Raw genomic sequence first — 16150 nt, forward strand, 5'->3', positions numbered from 1 at the left:
ATGTCCCGCGAAGATCTCGCCACCTCGCGCAAGGCACGGCTGTCCCCGCGGAAGCGGGCCCTGCTGGAGAAGCTGAGCGGCGCGGCCCGCACGTCGGGGACCACCCGCATCCCGCGCCGCCCCGCCGACGACCGGCCGCCGCTCTCCTTCGCCCAGCGCCGCCTGTGGTTCCTCGACCAGATGGTGCCCGACAGCCCCGCGTACAACGTCCCGATGAGCTTCCGCGTCCGCGGGCCGCTGCGCCGCGACATCCTGGAGCGGGCCGCCGGGGAAGTGGTGCGCAGGCACGAGTCGCTGCGCACCCGGCTGCCCAGCGAGAACGGTGAACCGTGGCAGGAGATCGTCGACGACGTCCGGGTCCCCGTCGAACTCGTCGATCTCACCGACGACCCGGCGCGGCTCGACGCGCTGGTCCACGAGGCCGGGCGCCGCCCCTTCGACCTGGCCACGGGACCGCTCCTGCGCGTCACCCTCTACCGGCTCGCCCCCGAACTGCACGTGGTGCTGCTCAACGCCCACCACGTGGTCGTCGACGGCTGGTCGCTCGGCCTGTTCTGGCAGGAACTCTTCACGCTGTACGAGGCGTTCGCCGCGGGCAGGCCCTCCCCGCTCGCCGAACTGGAGGTGCAGTACGCGGACTTCGCCGTCTGGCAGCGCGAGTACCTCTCCGGTGACCGCCTGGAGAACCAGCTCGACTACTGGCGCCGGCAACTGGGCGACGGCACGGAGAACCTGGAGCTGCCCCTCGACCGGCCCCGGCCGCCCGTCCAGACCTTCGAGGGCGGCGACCTCAGGGACGTGTACCCGGCCGCCCTGCGCGACGAGTTGCAGGCGCTCTGCCGCCGCGAGGGCGTCAGCCTGTTCGTCGTGCTGCTCGGCGCGCTGAACGTCCTGCTGCACCGCTACACGGGCCAGCGCGGCATCCCCGTCGGCTCGCCGGTGACCAACCGCACCCACGTCGACATCGAGCCGCTGATCGGCATGTTCGTGAACACCCTCGTCTACCGGACGGACATGGCGGGGGACCCCGGCTTCCGCGAAGTGCTGCGGCGGGTCCAGGAGGTCGTCAACGGCGCCCAGCAGCACCAGGAGGTGCCGTTCGAGGTCCTCGTCGACGCGCTGCGGCCCGAGCGGTACCTGTCGCAGAACCCGCTGTTCCAGGTCTGCTTCAACTTCCTGCCCGCCAGGGAGATGAAACCCGGTGACGAACTGGTCATCGAGGCGATCGAGGGCGTAAGGATCGGCACCTCCAAGTTCGACCTGTGGATCAGCGTCGTCGACCGCGCCGACGAACTCCTGGTGGAGGTGGAGTACAACCGCGACGTCTTCGAACCCGGCACCGTACGCCGTCTGATGGACGCCTTCCGCGTCGTGCTGGAGGCCGCGGCCGCCCGCCCGGAGCTCGCCGTCTCCCGGCTCCCCGTGCTGCCGGAGGCCGACCGCCGCCGCATCGTCGAGGAGTGGAACGACACCGCGAAGGCCTACGACGGCGCGGAGCGCTGCCTGCACGACCTGATCGCCGACCAGGCCGCACGCACCCCCGACGCGCCCGCGGTCGTCTTCGGCGGCGAAGAGGTCGGTTACGCGGAACTGGACCGCCGCGCCAACCGGCTCGCCCACTGGCTGCGCGCCCGAGGCGCGGGCCCGGAGCACACCGTGGCCGTCTGCGCCGAGCGCTCGGTGGACCTCGTGGTCGCGCTGCTCGGGGTGCTCAAGTCGGGCGCCGCCTATGTGCCGGTCGACCCCGAACACCCCGCCAGGCGACGCGCCTTCATGCTCGGCGACGCCGCCCCGCGGATCGTGCTCACCCAGGAGCACCTGCGGGCCGGACTGCCGCCCACCGAGGCGGAGGTCCTCGCCCTCGACACCCGCCGGGCGGAGATCGCCGAGCAGCCCGACGGGCCCGTCGAGCACGGCGCGGGCCCCGACACGCTCGCCTACATGATCTACACCTCGGGCTCCACGGGCGAGCCCAAGGGCGTCCTCAACACCCACCGCGGCATCGTCAACCGGCTGCTCTGGATGCAGGACCGCTACCGTCTCGACGGCACCGACCGGGTGCTTCAGAAGACGCCGTTCAGCTTCGACGTCTCGGTGTGGGAGTTCTTCTGGCCGCTGCTGGCCGGCGCCACGCTCGTCGTCGCGGGCCCCGAGGAGCACAAGGACCCGGCCAGGCTCGCCGAGGTGATCAGCGACGAGCGGATCACCACCGCCCACTTCGTGCCGTCGATGCTCCAGGTCTTCCTCGGCCAGAACGGCCTCGCCGGGCGCTGCGCGGCCCTGCGGCGCGTGATGTGCAGCGGTGAGGCGCTGCCGTTCGCCCTCCAGGAGAGGTTCTTCGCCAGGCTGCCGGGGACCGAGCTGCACAACCTCTACGGGCCCACCGAGGCGGCCGTCGACGTCACCGCCTGGCAGTGCGTGCCCGGCGACGAGCGCGGCGTCGTGCCCATCGGCCGCCCCATCGCCAACACCCGCGTCCTCGTCCTCGACGAACGGCTCGAACCGGTGCCGGTCGGCGTCGTCGGCGAGGTGCACATCGGCGGCGTCCAGGTGGCCCGCGGCTACCACGGCCGGCCCGAGCTGACCGAGGAGCGCTTCGTCCCCGACCCGTTCGGCGCCCCCGGCGAGCGGCTGTACAAGACCGGCGACCTGGCCAGGCTGCTGCCCGACGGGGCGATCGAGTACCGGGGCCGCGCCGACTTCCAGGTCAAGGTGCGCGGCATCCGCATCGAGCCCGGCGAGGTCGAGGCCGCCCTGACCCGGCACCCCGACGTCCTGGAGGCCGCCGTCGTCACCCGCGACGACCCGCGCGAGGCGGACCACAAGCAGCTCGTCGCCTACGTCGTGCCCGACCCCGCACCCGCCGCGCGCGCCTCCGACGACCGGGACCCGCTGTCCGAGCGGGTCGCCGAGTGGGCGGAGGTCTTCGACCAGGCCTACGCGCAGGGCACGGGACCGCGCGACGCCGACTTCAACATCGCCAGCTGGAACAGCAGTTACACCGGTGAGGCGCTGCCGGCCGAGGAGATGCGGGAGTGGATCGACGGCACCGTCGAACGCATCCTCGCCCTGGCGCCCCGCCGGGTCCTCGAAATCGGCTGCGGCACCGGCCTGCTGCTCTCCCGCATCGCCCCGTACTGCGAGAGCTACCACGGCACCGACATCTCATCGGAAGCCCTGGACTTCGTCCGCACCCGGCTGATCGCCGAGCGCCCCGAACTCGCGGGCGTCACCCTCTCGCACCGCGCCGCCGACGAGAGCGCCCGGTGCGACGAGGAGCCGTACGACGTGGTGATCCTCAACTCCGTCGCGCAGTACTTTCCCGACGCCGCCTACCTGCGCACCGTGCTCGGCCAAGCCCTGGACAGCCTCACCGGGGACGGCGCCGTCTTCGTGGGCGACCTGCGCAACCTCGCCCTGCTCGACACCTTCCACACCGACGTCGAGCTGAGCCGCGCGACGGCGAAACTGCCCGTCGGGCGCCTGCGCGGCCGCATCGCCCGCCAGACGCGCCAGGAGCAGGAACTCCTCGTCCACCCCGCGTTCTTCACCGCCCTGCGCGAGGAACGGTCCGCCATCCGCGACGTCGACGTACAGCTCCGCCGTGGCCGCCACGCCAACGAACTGACCCGGTACCGCTACGACGCCGTCCTGCACGTCACGCCGCGGCCCCCCGGCTCCGGCACGGGCATCGTCACGCTCGACCGGGCCGACGGCGGCAGCCCCGCGGAGGTGCGCCGGCGCCTCGACGAGGAGCGGCCCGAGGCGCTCGCCGTGCTCGGCGTGCCCAACGCCCGCCTCGCCGCCGTCAACGCCAAGCGGGACCGGCTGCGCGACCGGGACGCCGAGGAGATCGTCGGCGAACTCGTCCGTGACACCGATGCCGACCCCGCCGGCCACGTGGACCCCGAGGAGTGGTGGCGGCTCGGCGCCGACACCGGCTGCGCCGTCACCGTCTCCTGGATGCCGGACGCGACCGACGGCAGCTACGCGGTCCTGCTCAGCCGCACCGGAACCCACCGCCTGGACCTGACGGACTCCCGGCCTGCCGGGCCCCTGACCAACGATCCCGCCTTCGACCGTGCGGGCACCGACCTCGTGCGCGGCCTGCGCCGCTTCCTCAAGGACAGCGTGCCGGACTACATGGTGCCCTCCGCGTTCCTGCCGCTGCGCGCCCTGCCGGTCGGCGTCAACGGCAAGCTCGACCGTGACGCGCTGCCGCCGGTGCCCGACCACGGTGACATCGAGGGAACCGCCGCCGAACCCACCACCCCCACCGAACACATCCTCGCGGAGCTGTGGGCGGAGGTGCTCGGCGTCGACGACGTGGGCGTGCACACCAACTTCTTCGAGCTGGGCGGCGACTCCATCCACACCATCCACGTCGTCGCCAAGGCCCGGCAGCGCGGCCTGGAGTTCGCCCCGCAGCTCGTCTTCCGGCACGGCACGATCGCCGCCCTGGCCGCGGCCCTCGACGAGCGGGCCGCCGCGGACACCGCCGCCCCCGAGCGCCCGGCCGCCATAGAGGGGGACGCGGACGCGGCGCTGCGCGAGCTGTCCGAGGCGCCCGGCGTGGTCGACGTCTACCCGCTCTCCCCCTTCCAGCAGTGGGCGCTCGGCGAGTGGCGCGAGCGTCCCGAGCCCGGCCTCTTCCTGGTGCACCGCATGCAGCTCCTGAAGGTCTCCGAGTTCGACGAGGGCGTCTTCGTCGACTGCTTCCGGCAGCTCATCTCCGAGCACCCGCTGCTGCGCACCACCTTCGCCTGGGAGGGCCTCGCCGAACCGGTGCAGGTGGTGCACGAACAGGCCGCGCCCGAGACGGTCTTCGCCGACTGGCGCGGCCTCGCGGGGCCCGAGCAGGACGCCCGCCTGGAGACCTACCTCGCCGCCGACCGGGACCGCGGCGTCGATCTCGGCACCGCGTCCGCGCTCCGCTACCTGGTCGCCCTGCTCGACGCGGACACCGCGCTCGTCGTGGTGAGCCTGAACTACTTCTGCCTGGACGGCTGGAGCTTCGAGATCGTCACCGACCGGCTCCAGGAGCTGCTCGACGCGGCCGCCACAGGGCGTTCCCCGGAACCCGCACCGGAGAGGCTGGCGTTCAAGAGGTTCGTCGAAGGCGTACGTGAGCTGCCCGCGCGGCCCGCCGAGACGTACTGGCGGCGCGCCCTCGCCGGACTCACCCGGCCGACCGCCCTGTCCGAAGGCGTGCGCGCGACGCTGCCCGCGCAACCGGCCGAGGACGGCTGCGCACGGCAGATCATCACCCTCGACCGGGACACCACCCTCGGCCTGCGCCGCCTCTCCCAGCGCGCCCACCTCCCGCTCAACGCCCTGTTCCAGGGCGCCTGGGCGCTGGTCAACGCCGCGTACACCGCATCCGACGACGTCACGCACGGCGTGCTCCTCGCCGGTCGCTCCTCGCCGGTCGCCGACCCCGAGGCGCTGTCCACCATGGTGGGCCCCGCCTTCAACATCCTGCCGCTCCGTACCCGCCTGGACCGCGACCGCGATGCGAGTGCGTTCCTCCACGACGTCTTGGGCGCCCTCGTGGAGATGGGCGGCCACGAGACGACCCCCCTGGACACCGTCCTCGGCTGGAGCGACCTGCCGCACGGCACCCTGCCCTGCGAGAGCTACATCGTGTTCCAGAACGTCGGCGTGGACACCATGGAGCGCTCGGGCACCGCGTTCTTCGTCTCCAAGATGGGCTTCCCGCTGCGCCTCGACGTCTTCCCCACCAACGTCGTCACCGTGCACCTGTCCCACCACCGCGACCAGGTCACCGACGCCGCCGCGACCCGGCTCCTGCTCGGCCTGCGGTCCGTGCTCGAAGCCATGCTCGGCGGCCTGGACAGGACCGTCGGGGAACTCGCCGACGCCGCCCTGGAGGAGCGCGAGGCGCCGCCCGGCCTCGGCGTCTTCCACGAGGGCGAGTTCCGCGTCGCGGACATACGCGAACAGCAGGGCGGTGAACGCGCTTGAACCGCCCCGTCGTCTTCCAGTTCTCCGGACAGGGCTCGCAGTACAGCGGCATGGGAGCGGCCCTCTACGAGACGGAACCGGTGTTCCGCCGTGTCATGGACCGCCTCGACGCGGCGGCGGCGGACGAGCTCGGCGCGTCCGTGCTCGCGGCCCTGTACGCGCCGGGCCGGGGCCGCGCCGAACCGTTCGACGACATCGCGTTCACCCACCCGGCGATCGTCATGGTCGAACTCGCCGCCGCCGAGACCCTCATCGCGTACGGCATCGAGCCCGGCCTGCTGCTCGGCGCGAGCCTCGGCGAGTTCACCGCGTCCGTCCTCGCGGGCGTCCTCGACGCCGAGGAGTGCCTGCGGCTGATCGTCCGCCAGGCCGCCGCCCTGCGTGCCGCGCCGCGCGGCGGCATGCTCGCCGTACTCGACGACGTGGCACTGCACCAACGCGTGCCGCTGCTGCGGGAGCGCACCGAGGTCGCCGCCCGCAACTACCCCGGGCACTTCGTCCTCTCCGGCGCGCACGAGGACCTGGTGGCCGCCGAGGAGGAGCTGCGCGCCCGAAAGGTGGTGTGCCAACGCGTCCCCGTCCCGTACGCCTTCCACTCGCGGCGGATGGACTCCGGCGAGCCGCTGTTCCGCTCCGCCATGGCACGGACCGAGCTGAGGCCACCGCGCGTCCCCGTCATCTCCTGCGCCACCGGCGGCGCGGTGGACCGCGTCACCGTCGGCCACCTGTGGCGGGCGACCCGGCTGCCCATCGAGTACGCCGACACGCTGGCCGCCCTTGAGCGGCGCGGTCCCTTCCAGTACGTGGACCTCGGACCGTCGGGCACCCTGCACAACTTCGCCCGCAACGGCCTGCCCGCGTCCTCGCGCTCCCGGTCGCTGCCGCTGCTGAGCCCGCTGGGCGACGACACCCGCTCCCTCGCCGCCGTGCGCGCCGCCGTGCCGGCCACCAGGCGCCCCGCGGCCCCGGCGGCCCCCGCAACCCCCGTATCCAAGGACGGCGTCATGAAGGTGTACGGATTCCCGGGCCAGGGCAGCCAGGCCAAGGGCATGGGCAAGGACCTCTTCGACGAGTTCCCCGAGCAGACCGCGCTCGCCGACTCCGTGCTCGGCTACTCCATCCGCGAACTCTGCGTCGAGGACCCCCGCCGCGAACTGAGACTCACCCGGTTCACCCAGCCCGCCCTGTACGTCGTCAGCGCGCTCGCCTGGCTGCGCGAGCGGCGCGTGAACCCCGTGCCGCCCGACTGCTTCGTCGGGCACAGCCTCGGCGAGTACGTGGCGCTGTTCGCCGCCGGAGCCTTCGACTTCGAGACCGGCCTGCGTCTGGTGGCCCGCCGCGGCGAGCTGATGGGCCGCGCCGACGGCGGACGGATGGCTGCCGTCCTCAACTGTGACCTCGCGACCGTCGAGCGGACCCTGGCCGAGCACGGCCTGACCGGCCTGGACATCGCGAACCACAACGCGCCCGGCCAGTTCGTGCTCGCCGGTCCCGCCGAGCAGATCACCGCCGCCAAGCCGGTGTTCGAGGGCCTCGGCGCGCGCTACGTACAGCTCAACGTCAGCGCCCCCTTCCACTCCCGCTATCTGCGGGACACGGCGGAGGAGTTCGGCCGCTACCTGGAGGGGTTCACCCTGCGCGACCCCGCCGTCCCCGTCATCGCCAACGTCGACGCCCGGCCCTACCGCCCCGGCGAGGTGGCGCGGCAGCTCGCCCGCCAGATCTCCTCGCCCGTGCGGTGGACCGACACGATCCGCCACCTCATGGGCCAGGGCGACTTCGAGTTCGTGGAACTGGGCCCCGGGCGGGTCCTCGGCAAGCTCGTCACGAAGATCAGGGCGGAGGCGGAGCCGCTGGTGGCGGAGGCCCAGCCGGAGACGTCGCTCGGGGAGGCGGCGGGACCGGTGGAGATCCGGCCCGGTGGTGTTGGCCACGCCGCCCTCGGCGCCGCCGCGTTCCGGGAGCGCTACGGCCTGCGCCACGCCTACCTCGCCGGCTCCATGTACGGCGGCGTGTCCGGCGCGGACCTCCTGGTGCGGCTCGCCAAGGCGGGCGGCATGGGCTTCTTCGGCACCGCCGGGCTCTCCCTGGACGAGGTCGGGACGGGCCTCGACGCGGTGCGCGCCGACCTCGGCGCCGACGGACCCTACGGCGCCAACCTGCTGCACCAGCACACCGACCCGCACCGCGAATCGGCCCTGGTCGACCTCTTCCTCCGCAAGGGCGTCCGCACCGTCGAGGCCTCCGGCTTCCTGCGCGTCACCCCGGCCCTGGTGAAGTACCGGCTCAGCGGCGGCCGGGTGCTCGCCAAGGTGTCGAGCACCGACATGGCCGCCGCCTTCCTCGCACCCGCCCCGCACACGGTCGTCCGGGAGCTGGTCGACTCGGGCCAGGTCTCCGGGGCCGACGCCGCCCGGTACGCGGACGTGCCGCTCGCCGACGACCTGTGCGTGGAGACCGGCTCCGGCTGGTACGACGCCGTCGGCAGCCTCGCCACCCTGCTGCCCGCCGTGCTCCGCCTGCGCGACGCGGCGGCCGGGCCGGGACCGAGGGTGCACGTCGGCGCCGCGGGAGGCATCGGCACCCCGGAGGCGGCCGCCGCCGCGTTCGTCCTCGGCGCGGACTTCCTGCTCACCGGGTCCATCAACCAGTGCACGCCCGAGGCTGACACCAGCACGGCCGTCAAGGACCTGCTCCAGACGCTCGACGTCCACGACGTGGCCCTCGCGCCCGCCGCCGAGATGTTCGAACTCGGCGTCCGCGCACAGGTCGTCAAGCGCGGAGTGTTCCTGGCGGCGCGCGCCGGAAAGCTGCACGACCTGTGGCGCCGCCACGACTCGCTCGACGCACTCGACCCGGCGACCCGCCGCCAGATCGAGGAGAAGTTCCTGCGCGGGCCGCTTGAGGCGCCCCCGGGCGGCGACCCCAAACGGCGGATGGCCGACGCCTTCCGCACCTACCTCGACCGAGGCTTCGACCTCGCACGACGCGGCGAACCCGGCAGGACCGTCGACTACTTGATCTACTGCGGGCCCGCGATGGGCGCCTTCAACTCCTGGGTGCGCGGCACCGTCCTGGAGTCCTGGCAGTCGCGCCACGTCGACGCGATCGCCGAGCAGCTGATGACCGAGACGGCGGCACTGCTGCGCGACCGCGCGGCCGCGTTCGCCGAGCCGCGAGGGAAGAGGGAACGACCGTGAGTTCGCACGACGCCACCGAAGTGTCCGGGAACGACATCGCCATCGTCGGCATGGCCGGGCGCTTCCCCGGCGCCGACAGCGTGGAGGAACTCTGGGAGCTGCTGCGCGCGGGCCGCGAGGGCATCACCCGGTTCAGCGACGAGGAGCTCGCCGACGCCGGGGTGCCCGCCGCGCTGCGCGCCGACCCGGCGTACGTACGGGCCCACGGCATCCTGCCGGACGTCGACCTGTTCGACACCGGCTTCTTCGAGTTCACGCCCGCCGAGGCCGAGGTCATCGACCCGCAGCAGCGCCTCTTCCTCCAGAGCTGCCACACGGCGCTGGAGGACGCCGGGTACGACCCGCGCCGCTACGACGGGCTGATCAGCGTCTACGGCGGCGCCGCCGTCAACACCTACCTCCAGCGGAACGTCCTGCCGAGCATCGACCAGACCGCCACCTCCGACCACTTCAAGGTCATGGTCGGCAACGACAAGGACTTCCTCGCCACCCGCGTCAGCTACAAGCTCGACCTGCGCGGACCGAGCTACAGCGTCCAGACGGCCTGCTCGACCTCGCTCGTCGCCATCCACCTCGCCTGCCAGGGGCTCATCAACGGCGAGTGCGACATGGCGCTGGCGGGCGGCGTGACGGTCAAGCTGCCGCAGGCGCGCGGCTATCTGTACGAGGAGGGCGCGATCCTCTCCCCGGACGGGCGGGTCCGCACCTTCGACGCGGAGGCCGGCGGCACCGTCCTCGGCAACGGCGTGGGCATCGTCGTCCTCAAGCTCCTGGAGGACGCCCTCGACGCCGGGGACACGGTCCACGCCGTGATCAAGGGCACCGCCACCAACAACGACGGCTCCCTGAAGGTCAGTTACGCCGCTCCCGGCAAGGAGGGCCAGGCCGCCGTCATCGCCGAGGCGCACGCCGTGTCGGGCACGGAACCGGACAGCGTCTCGTACGTCGAGGCGCACGGCACCGCGACGCGGCTCGGCGACCCCGTGGAGGTCTCCGCGCTCACCGCCGCGTTCCGCCGCGGCACGCCCGACACCGGCTTCTGCGCCATCGGCTCCCTCAAGTCCAACGTCGGCCACCTGGACGCCGCCGCGGGCGTCGCCGGGGTGATCAAGACGGCGCTCATGCTGCGCCACCGCTCCCTCGTGCCCACCCTCAACTACGAACGCCCCAACCCGGCCATCGACTTCGCCGCCACCCCGTTCTACGTCAACACCGAGACCAGGCCCTGGCAGGGCAGCGGGCCGCTGCGGGCCGGGGTCAGCTCGTTCGGCATCGGCGGGACCAACGCGCACGCGATCCTCCAGGAGGCCCCCGAGCAGGGCCCGAGCGCCCCCTCCGCGCGGGAGCAGCAGCTCCTGGTGCTCTCCGCCAAGACCCCTACCGCCCTGGACACCCTCACCGAAGCCCTCGCCGACCATTTCGAGGCCGACCCCGCCACCGACCTCGCCGACGCCGCGTACACCCTCGCGGTGGGCCGCCAAGTCCACCGCTACCGGCGCGCCGTGCTCTGCGCCGACCCCGCCGAGGCGGTACGCGCCCTGCGTGAGCGCGCCGAGCCCGGCCGCGCGACGGGTGAGACCGAGGACGCCGCCGAGCGGCGGGCGTTCACGCCCGCCCCGGACCTCGCGGGCCACGCGCTCCTGGACGCCGTGCGCACCGCCTGGCTCGACGGCGCCGAGGTGGACTGGGAGCAGTTCTACGCGGGCGAGCGGCGCCGCCGTGTCCCGCTGCCGACGTATCCCTTCGAGGGCCGCAGGGTGTGGCTCGAACCGCCCCCGGACACCGCGGGCGCGGCCGTCGCCGAAGCGTTGCATCCGCTCCTCGGCGCCAATGTCTCGACCCTGGCCGAGCACCGCTACGCCACCACCCTGACCGGCGACGAGTTCTTCATCGCCGATCACCGCGTCGAGGGCCGGGCCGTCATGCCCGCCGTCGGCTACCTGGAGATGGCGCGTGCCGCGGGCGCCCTGTCCCTGCCCACTGGGGCGCCGTCCCTCAGCAGGGTCTCCTTCGAACGGCCGCTGTCCTTCGCGCGGGGACCGCGTACGGTGCACGTCGAGCTGACCCCGCACGGGGACGACGCCGCACGGTTCGCGATCACCGGGGACGCGGCGGGAGCCACGGGCGCGCCCGAGGTCTTCGCCCGCGGCGAGGTCTCCTGCGGCGTCCCCGCAGCCGCCGCGGCCCCCGTGGCCCCGCTCCCGGTGGACCCGGCCGTCATCACGGCACGCTGCCCCGACCTGCTCGTCGCGGCGGACCTGTACGACCTGCTGCGGGCCCGCGGCCTCGACTACGGCCCCGCCATGCGGTCCCTGCGCGAGCTGCGGCGCGGCGGTGACGAGGCCCTGGGCGTCCTCGAACTGTCCGACGACGCCCTCCCGGCGGGGGAGCGCGGCACCGACGCCTTCGTCCTGCACCCCTCGCTGCTCGACGCCGCCCTGCACGCGGTGGTGGGCCTGCTGGCCGCCCGCGAGGACGACGGCACCACGTACCTGCCGCTGGCGCTCGGCGAGCTGGAGGTGCTCGCACCGCTGCCCCGGCACTGCCTCGCCCACGTCAGGCTGCCCGCGCACGGCGCCGGGGAGAAGCAGACCAGGGCGGACATCGACCTCCTCGACACCGGGGGGCGGCTGCTGGCCCGCCTGCGTGACCTGTCCGTACGTACGCTCCGGCACGACCACGACGAGCCCGGGACCGCCCTCTTCGCCGGGGTCTGGGAGCCCGTCGGCCCGGAGGCCCCGGCGGCGCTGCCCGCGGGCCCCCGGCTCCTCCTCGCGCACGACCCCGCCCTCCGCGCCGAGCTGCTCGAAGCCCTCCGGGGCGCGGGTGACGCGGACCCCGTGGTGGTTCTCGCGACCCCCGGCGATGAGTTCACGCGGGTGGACGGCGACCACTACACCGTGAACCCTTCCCGCCAAGAGGACTTCGCGGCGCTCCTCGACAGCCTCGACGGGACGGACCGCACCCCGTCCACGGTGCTGCACACCTGGTGCGCGGCCGGTGGCACCGGCGACCACGACGGCCCACGCTCGGTCTTCGCGCTGACCAAGGCGCTGCTCGCGCGCCGTGGCGGCGACCGCACCGCGCTGCTGGTCGCGCACCGGACCGACGCGCAGGGCGCGAACCCCGCCGAGGCGGCCCTCGCCGGATTCGCGCGCAGCGTCACGCTGGAGAACCCGCGCGTCACCCACCGCCTGGTCGGCCTGGACGCCGGGACGGCGCTCCTGCCCACGCTGGTCGACGAACTCGCCCGCACGGCCGATGGGGAGAGGGAGACCCGGCACAGCGGCGGCATCCGGCACGTGCGGCGCCACCGGCGCCCGGCCGCGACCCAAACCGCCCTGCTGCCGCAGGACGGCGCCTGCCTGATCACCGGCGGCGCGGGCAGCCTCGGTCTGATCCTGGCCGAGCACCTCGCCGGGCGTACCGGGGCCCCACTCGTCCTGCTCGGCAGGACCGCGCCCGCACCGGCAGCCGCACAGCGCATCGAGGCCCTGCGGACGGCCGGGCACGACGTCACCTTCCGCCACGCGGACGTCACCGACGAGGCTGCCCTGCGCGAGGCCGTCGAGTCCGTCCGCGCCGAGCACGGGGCGATACGCGCGGTCGTACACGCGGCGGGCACGTTGGGCGACGCCTATCTGCTGCACAAGAGCTGGGAGGAGTTCACCGAGGTCGTCCGCCCCAAGGCGCTCGGCGCGGAGCTCCTCGACCGGCTCACCGCCGACGACCCGCTGGACCTCTTCGTCTGCTTCTCGTCCATCGCCGCCGCGTTCGGCAACGCGGGCCAGAGCGACTACGCGTACGCCAACGCCTTCCTCGACGCCTTCGCCGAGCGCCGCCGCGCGCAGGTGGCCGCGGGCAGCCGCTCGGGCCGCACGCTCTCCCTCGGCTGGCCGCTCTGGACGGCGGGCGGCATGCGCCAGGACGAGGACGCCGCCCGGGCGCTGCGGCACCGTACGGGCCTCTCCCCGATGCCCACGGACGCCGGTCTCGCCGCCTTCGACGAGGCGCTGCGGCAGGACGGCGACGGCGGCGCGCTGCTCGTCGGCCACGGGGACCTGGGCCGGGTCGCGGCGGCCCTCGCACCCGCCCCCGTACGGCGGAACGTCACGGCCGGGGGAGCGACGGGCGCCGAGCCGTCCGGCACCGACCTGACCGAGTGGGCCGCGACGTTCCTGCGGGAACTGCTCGCCGAGCGGACGAAGCTCGACGCGCAGGAGCTCGACCCGCGCCTGCCGTTCGACCGCTACGGCATCGACTCCCTGGTCATCACCCAGCTCAACGCCGACCTGGAGCGGCACTTCGACGACCTGCCGAAGACACTGTTCTTCGAGTACGCCACGCTGGAGGAACTGGCCCAGTACTTCGTGGCGGAACACGCCGACCGGCTCGGGGAACTGGCGGCGTCGGCCGGCGGTCCGGCGGGTGAGGCCGCGCCCGCGGGCGCCGTGCCCGCCGGGGACGCCGTCGACCGTCACCCCGAGGCCCGTCCGGCGGTCGCCGCCACGGCCACCGGTGCCGCGAGCCATCGGCCCGACTCCGCCGACGCGGCCCACGCCGTGGCCATCATCGGCCTCGCCGGGCGCTACCCCATGGCCGACGACGTCGACGAGTTCTGGGAGAACCTCGCCGAAGGCCGGGACTGCGTCACCGAGATCCCCGCCGACCGCTGGGACCACGACCGCTACTTCGACGCCGACCCGTCGGCCCGCGGCCGCGCCTTCTCCAAGTGGGGCGGCTTCCTGCGTGACGTGGACCGCTTCGACCCGCTGTTCTTCGGCATCTCGCCGCGCGAGGCGGAGCTGATGGACCCGCAGGAGCGCCTGTTCCTCCAGAACGCCTGGCATGTGTTCGAGGACGCCGGTTACCGCAGGGACGAGCTGTCAGGCCGCCCGGTCGGTGTCTTCGTCGGCGTGATGTACGGCGAGTACCAGCTCTACGGCGCGGCGGACGCCGAGCGCGGCGGCATCAGGGTCACGGGTTCGTCGTTCGCCTCCATCGCCAACCGCGTCTCGTACACCCTCGGCCTGAACGGGCCGAGCATCGCGCTCGACACCATGTGTTCGTCCTCGCTGACCGCGATCCACCTGGCCTGCGAGAGCCTGCGCGGCGGCGAGAGCGAGGTGGCCGTCGCGGGCGGGGTGAACCTCTCGCTGCACCCGTACAAGTACGTTTTCCTCAGCCAGGGCCGCTTCGTCTCCGCCGACGGCAGGTGCCGCGCCTTCGGCGCCGGGGGCACGGGGTACGTGCCGGGCGAGGGCGTCGGCGCGGTGCTGCTCAAGCCGCTGGCGGCGGCCGAGCGCGACGGCGACCACATCTACGGGGTGATCAGGGGCCACGCCGTCAACCACGGCGGCAGGACCAACGGGTACACCGTGCCGAGCCCGCACGCGCAGGCCGATTCGGTGCGCCGCGCGCTGCGCGTGGCCGGTCTCGAACCGGCCGACATCGGATACGTCGAGGCCCACGGCACCGGCACCTCGCTCGGGGACCCGATCGAGGTCGCCGGGCTCGCCAAGGCCTTCGGGGCGTCGACGGCGGACGGCCGGCGGTGGCCCATCGGTTCGGTGAAGTCCAACATCGGCCACCTCGAATCGGCCGCGGGGATCGCCGGACTCACCAAGGTGCTGCTCCAGTTCAAGCACCGGCGGCTCGTCCCCTCGCTGCACGCCGACGAGCCGAACCCGAACATCGACTTCGGGCGCGCCCCGTTCCAGGTGCAGCGCGAGGCCGCCGACTGGCCCGAGCCGGCCGGGGAGCACGGTCCGGCGCCCCGCCGCGCCGGGCTCAGCTCGTTCGGCGCGGGCGGCTCCAACGCCCACCTGGTCATCGAGGAGTACCGAGAGGGCCCCGAACGCGCCGCGCGACCCGTCGTCGGCCAGCGTTTCGCGCAGCCGCTGGTCTTCCCGCTCTCCGCGCGGGACACGGAACGGCTCGGCGCCTACGCGGGCCGCCTCGCCGACTTCGCCGAACGCGAACTCGTCCGCGCCGAGGACCTCGCCCATACGCTGCAACACGGCCGCGAGGTCATGGAGGAACGCCTCGCGGTGGTCGCCGACGACGGCGCCGCCCTCGTCAGGGCGCTCCGCGCCTTCCAGGACGGATCTCCCTGCGCAGGGCTTCTGACCAGCGCGTCCGCCGGGTCCGGGCAGCCGGAGGAGCATGGCCCGGCCTTCGGCATCGCCGCGCGGTGGACGCGCGACGGAGCGGCCGACTGGAGCGGGGCCGCCCCCGGCGGCCCGAAGCCCCGCCGCGTCTCCGCGCCGCGCTACCCCTTCGCCCGTGAGCGCTACTGGGTGCCCGCGGCAGACCGGAGCGCGGGCAGCCCTGCCGCCCGCCTCCACCCCCTGCTCGACGCCAACGAGTCCACCGTCGACGAGATCCGCTTCCGCCGTACCTTCCTGGCCGACGAGCCGCTCGTACGTGACCACGTCATCGAAGGGCGGGCCCTGCTCGCCGGGGCGGTTTGCCTGGAGATGGCGCGCGCGGCGGCCGGTCTCGCCGGGCTCGACGACGCGCTCGGCGTGCGGGACGTGCTGTGGGGGCGGCCGGTGGTGATCGAGGACGGGCGGCCGGTCGACGTGTACGTCGGCCTGACCCGCGGGCAGGACCGCGCGAGCCGCGAACTGGCCTTCACCGTCTGGACGTCACAGGGCACCGAACGCACCGAACGCACCGACCGCACCGTCCACGTGCGCGGCACGGTGTACACGAGCCCTGCCGGTGCTGCCGAAACCACCGACGCCATCGACCTCGCCACCCTCCGCGCGAGCTGCCCCCAGGTCCTGGGAGCCGCGGAGATCCGGGCCGCCTACGACAGCGCGGGCTTCGCCTACGGGCCGGCCTTCGACGTCATCGAGGAGGCCCGGTTCGGCGACGGCGGCGCGCTCCTCACCCTCACGCTGCCCGAGCAGGACGGGGTCACGCTCCTTCCTCCGGCGCTGCTCGACGGCGCGCTGCGC

The 16150-nt window shown here is 73.8% G+C and carries 3 protein-coding genes (1 of these 3 running past the window's edge); all 3 read left to right on the forward strand.

The annotated features are described in order from the left end of the window. Tightly spaced (each overlapping or abutting the next), the 3 genes in view from ACZ6JY_RS30800 to ACZ6JY_RS30810 form a layout consistent with a single transcriptional unit that may run on beyond the window. A complete protein-coding gene (locus ACZ6JY_RS30800; RefSeq protein ID WP_469201059.1) occupies positions 1 to 5985 on the forward strand; it encodes a non-ribosomal peptide synthetase in 5985 nt (1994 codons plus the stop codon). After that, positions 5982 to 9185, forward strand: coding sequence for an ACP S-malonyltransferase (gene fabD / locus ACZ6JY_RS30805; RefSeq protein ID WP_469201060.1), 3204 nt, complete (start codon positions 5982 to 5984; stop codon positions 9183 to 9185). The genes ACZ6JY_RS30800 and fabD overlap by 4 nt, the downstream gene beginning before the upstream one ends. Continuing rightward, on the forward strand, positions 9182 to 16150 hold the 5' portion of the coding sequence (locus ACZ6JY_RS30810) for an SDR family NAD(P)-dependent oxidoreductase (protein WP_469201062.1). Its footprint extends 7905 nt past the window's final position; the window shows 6969 of its 14874 coding nt (coding positions 1-6969); it begins with the start codon at positions 9182 to 9184; its stop codon lies beyond the right edge, outside the window. Before fabD ends, ACZ6JY_RS30810 begins: the two co-directional genes overlap by 4 nt.

The organism is Streptomyces sp. NPDC046335 (assembly GCF_055587985.1).

Excerpts from the sequence above, each read along its gene's own strand:
- ACZ6JY_RS30800 (WP_469201059.1), top strand. The coding sequence starts at position 1 with ATGTCCCGCGAAGATCTCGCCACCTCGCGCAAGGCACGGCTGTCCCCG.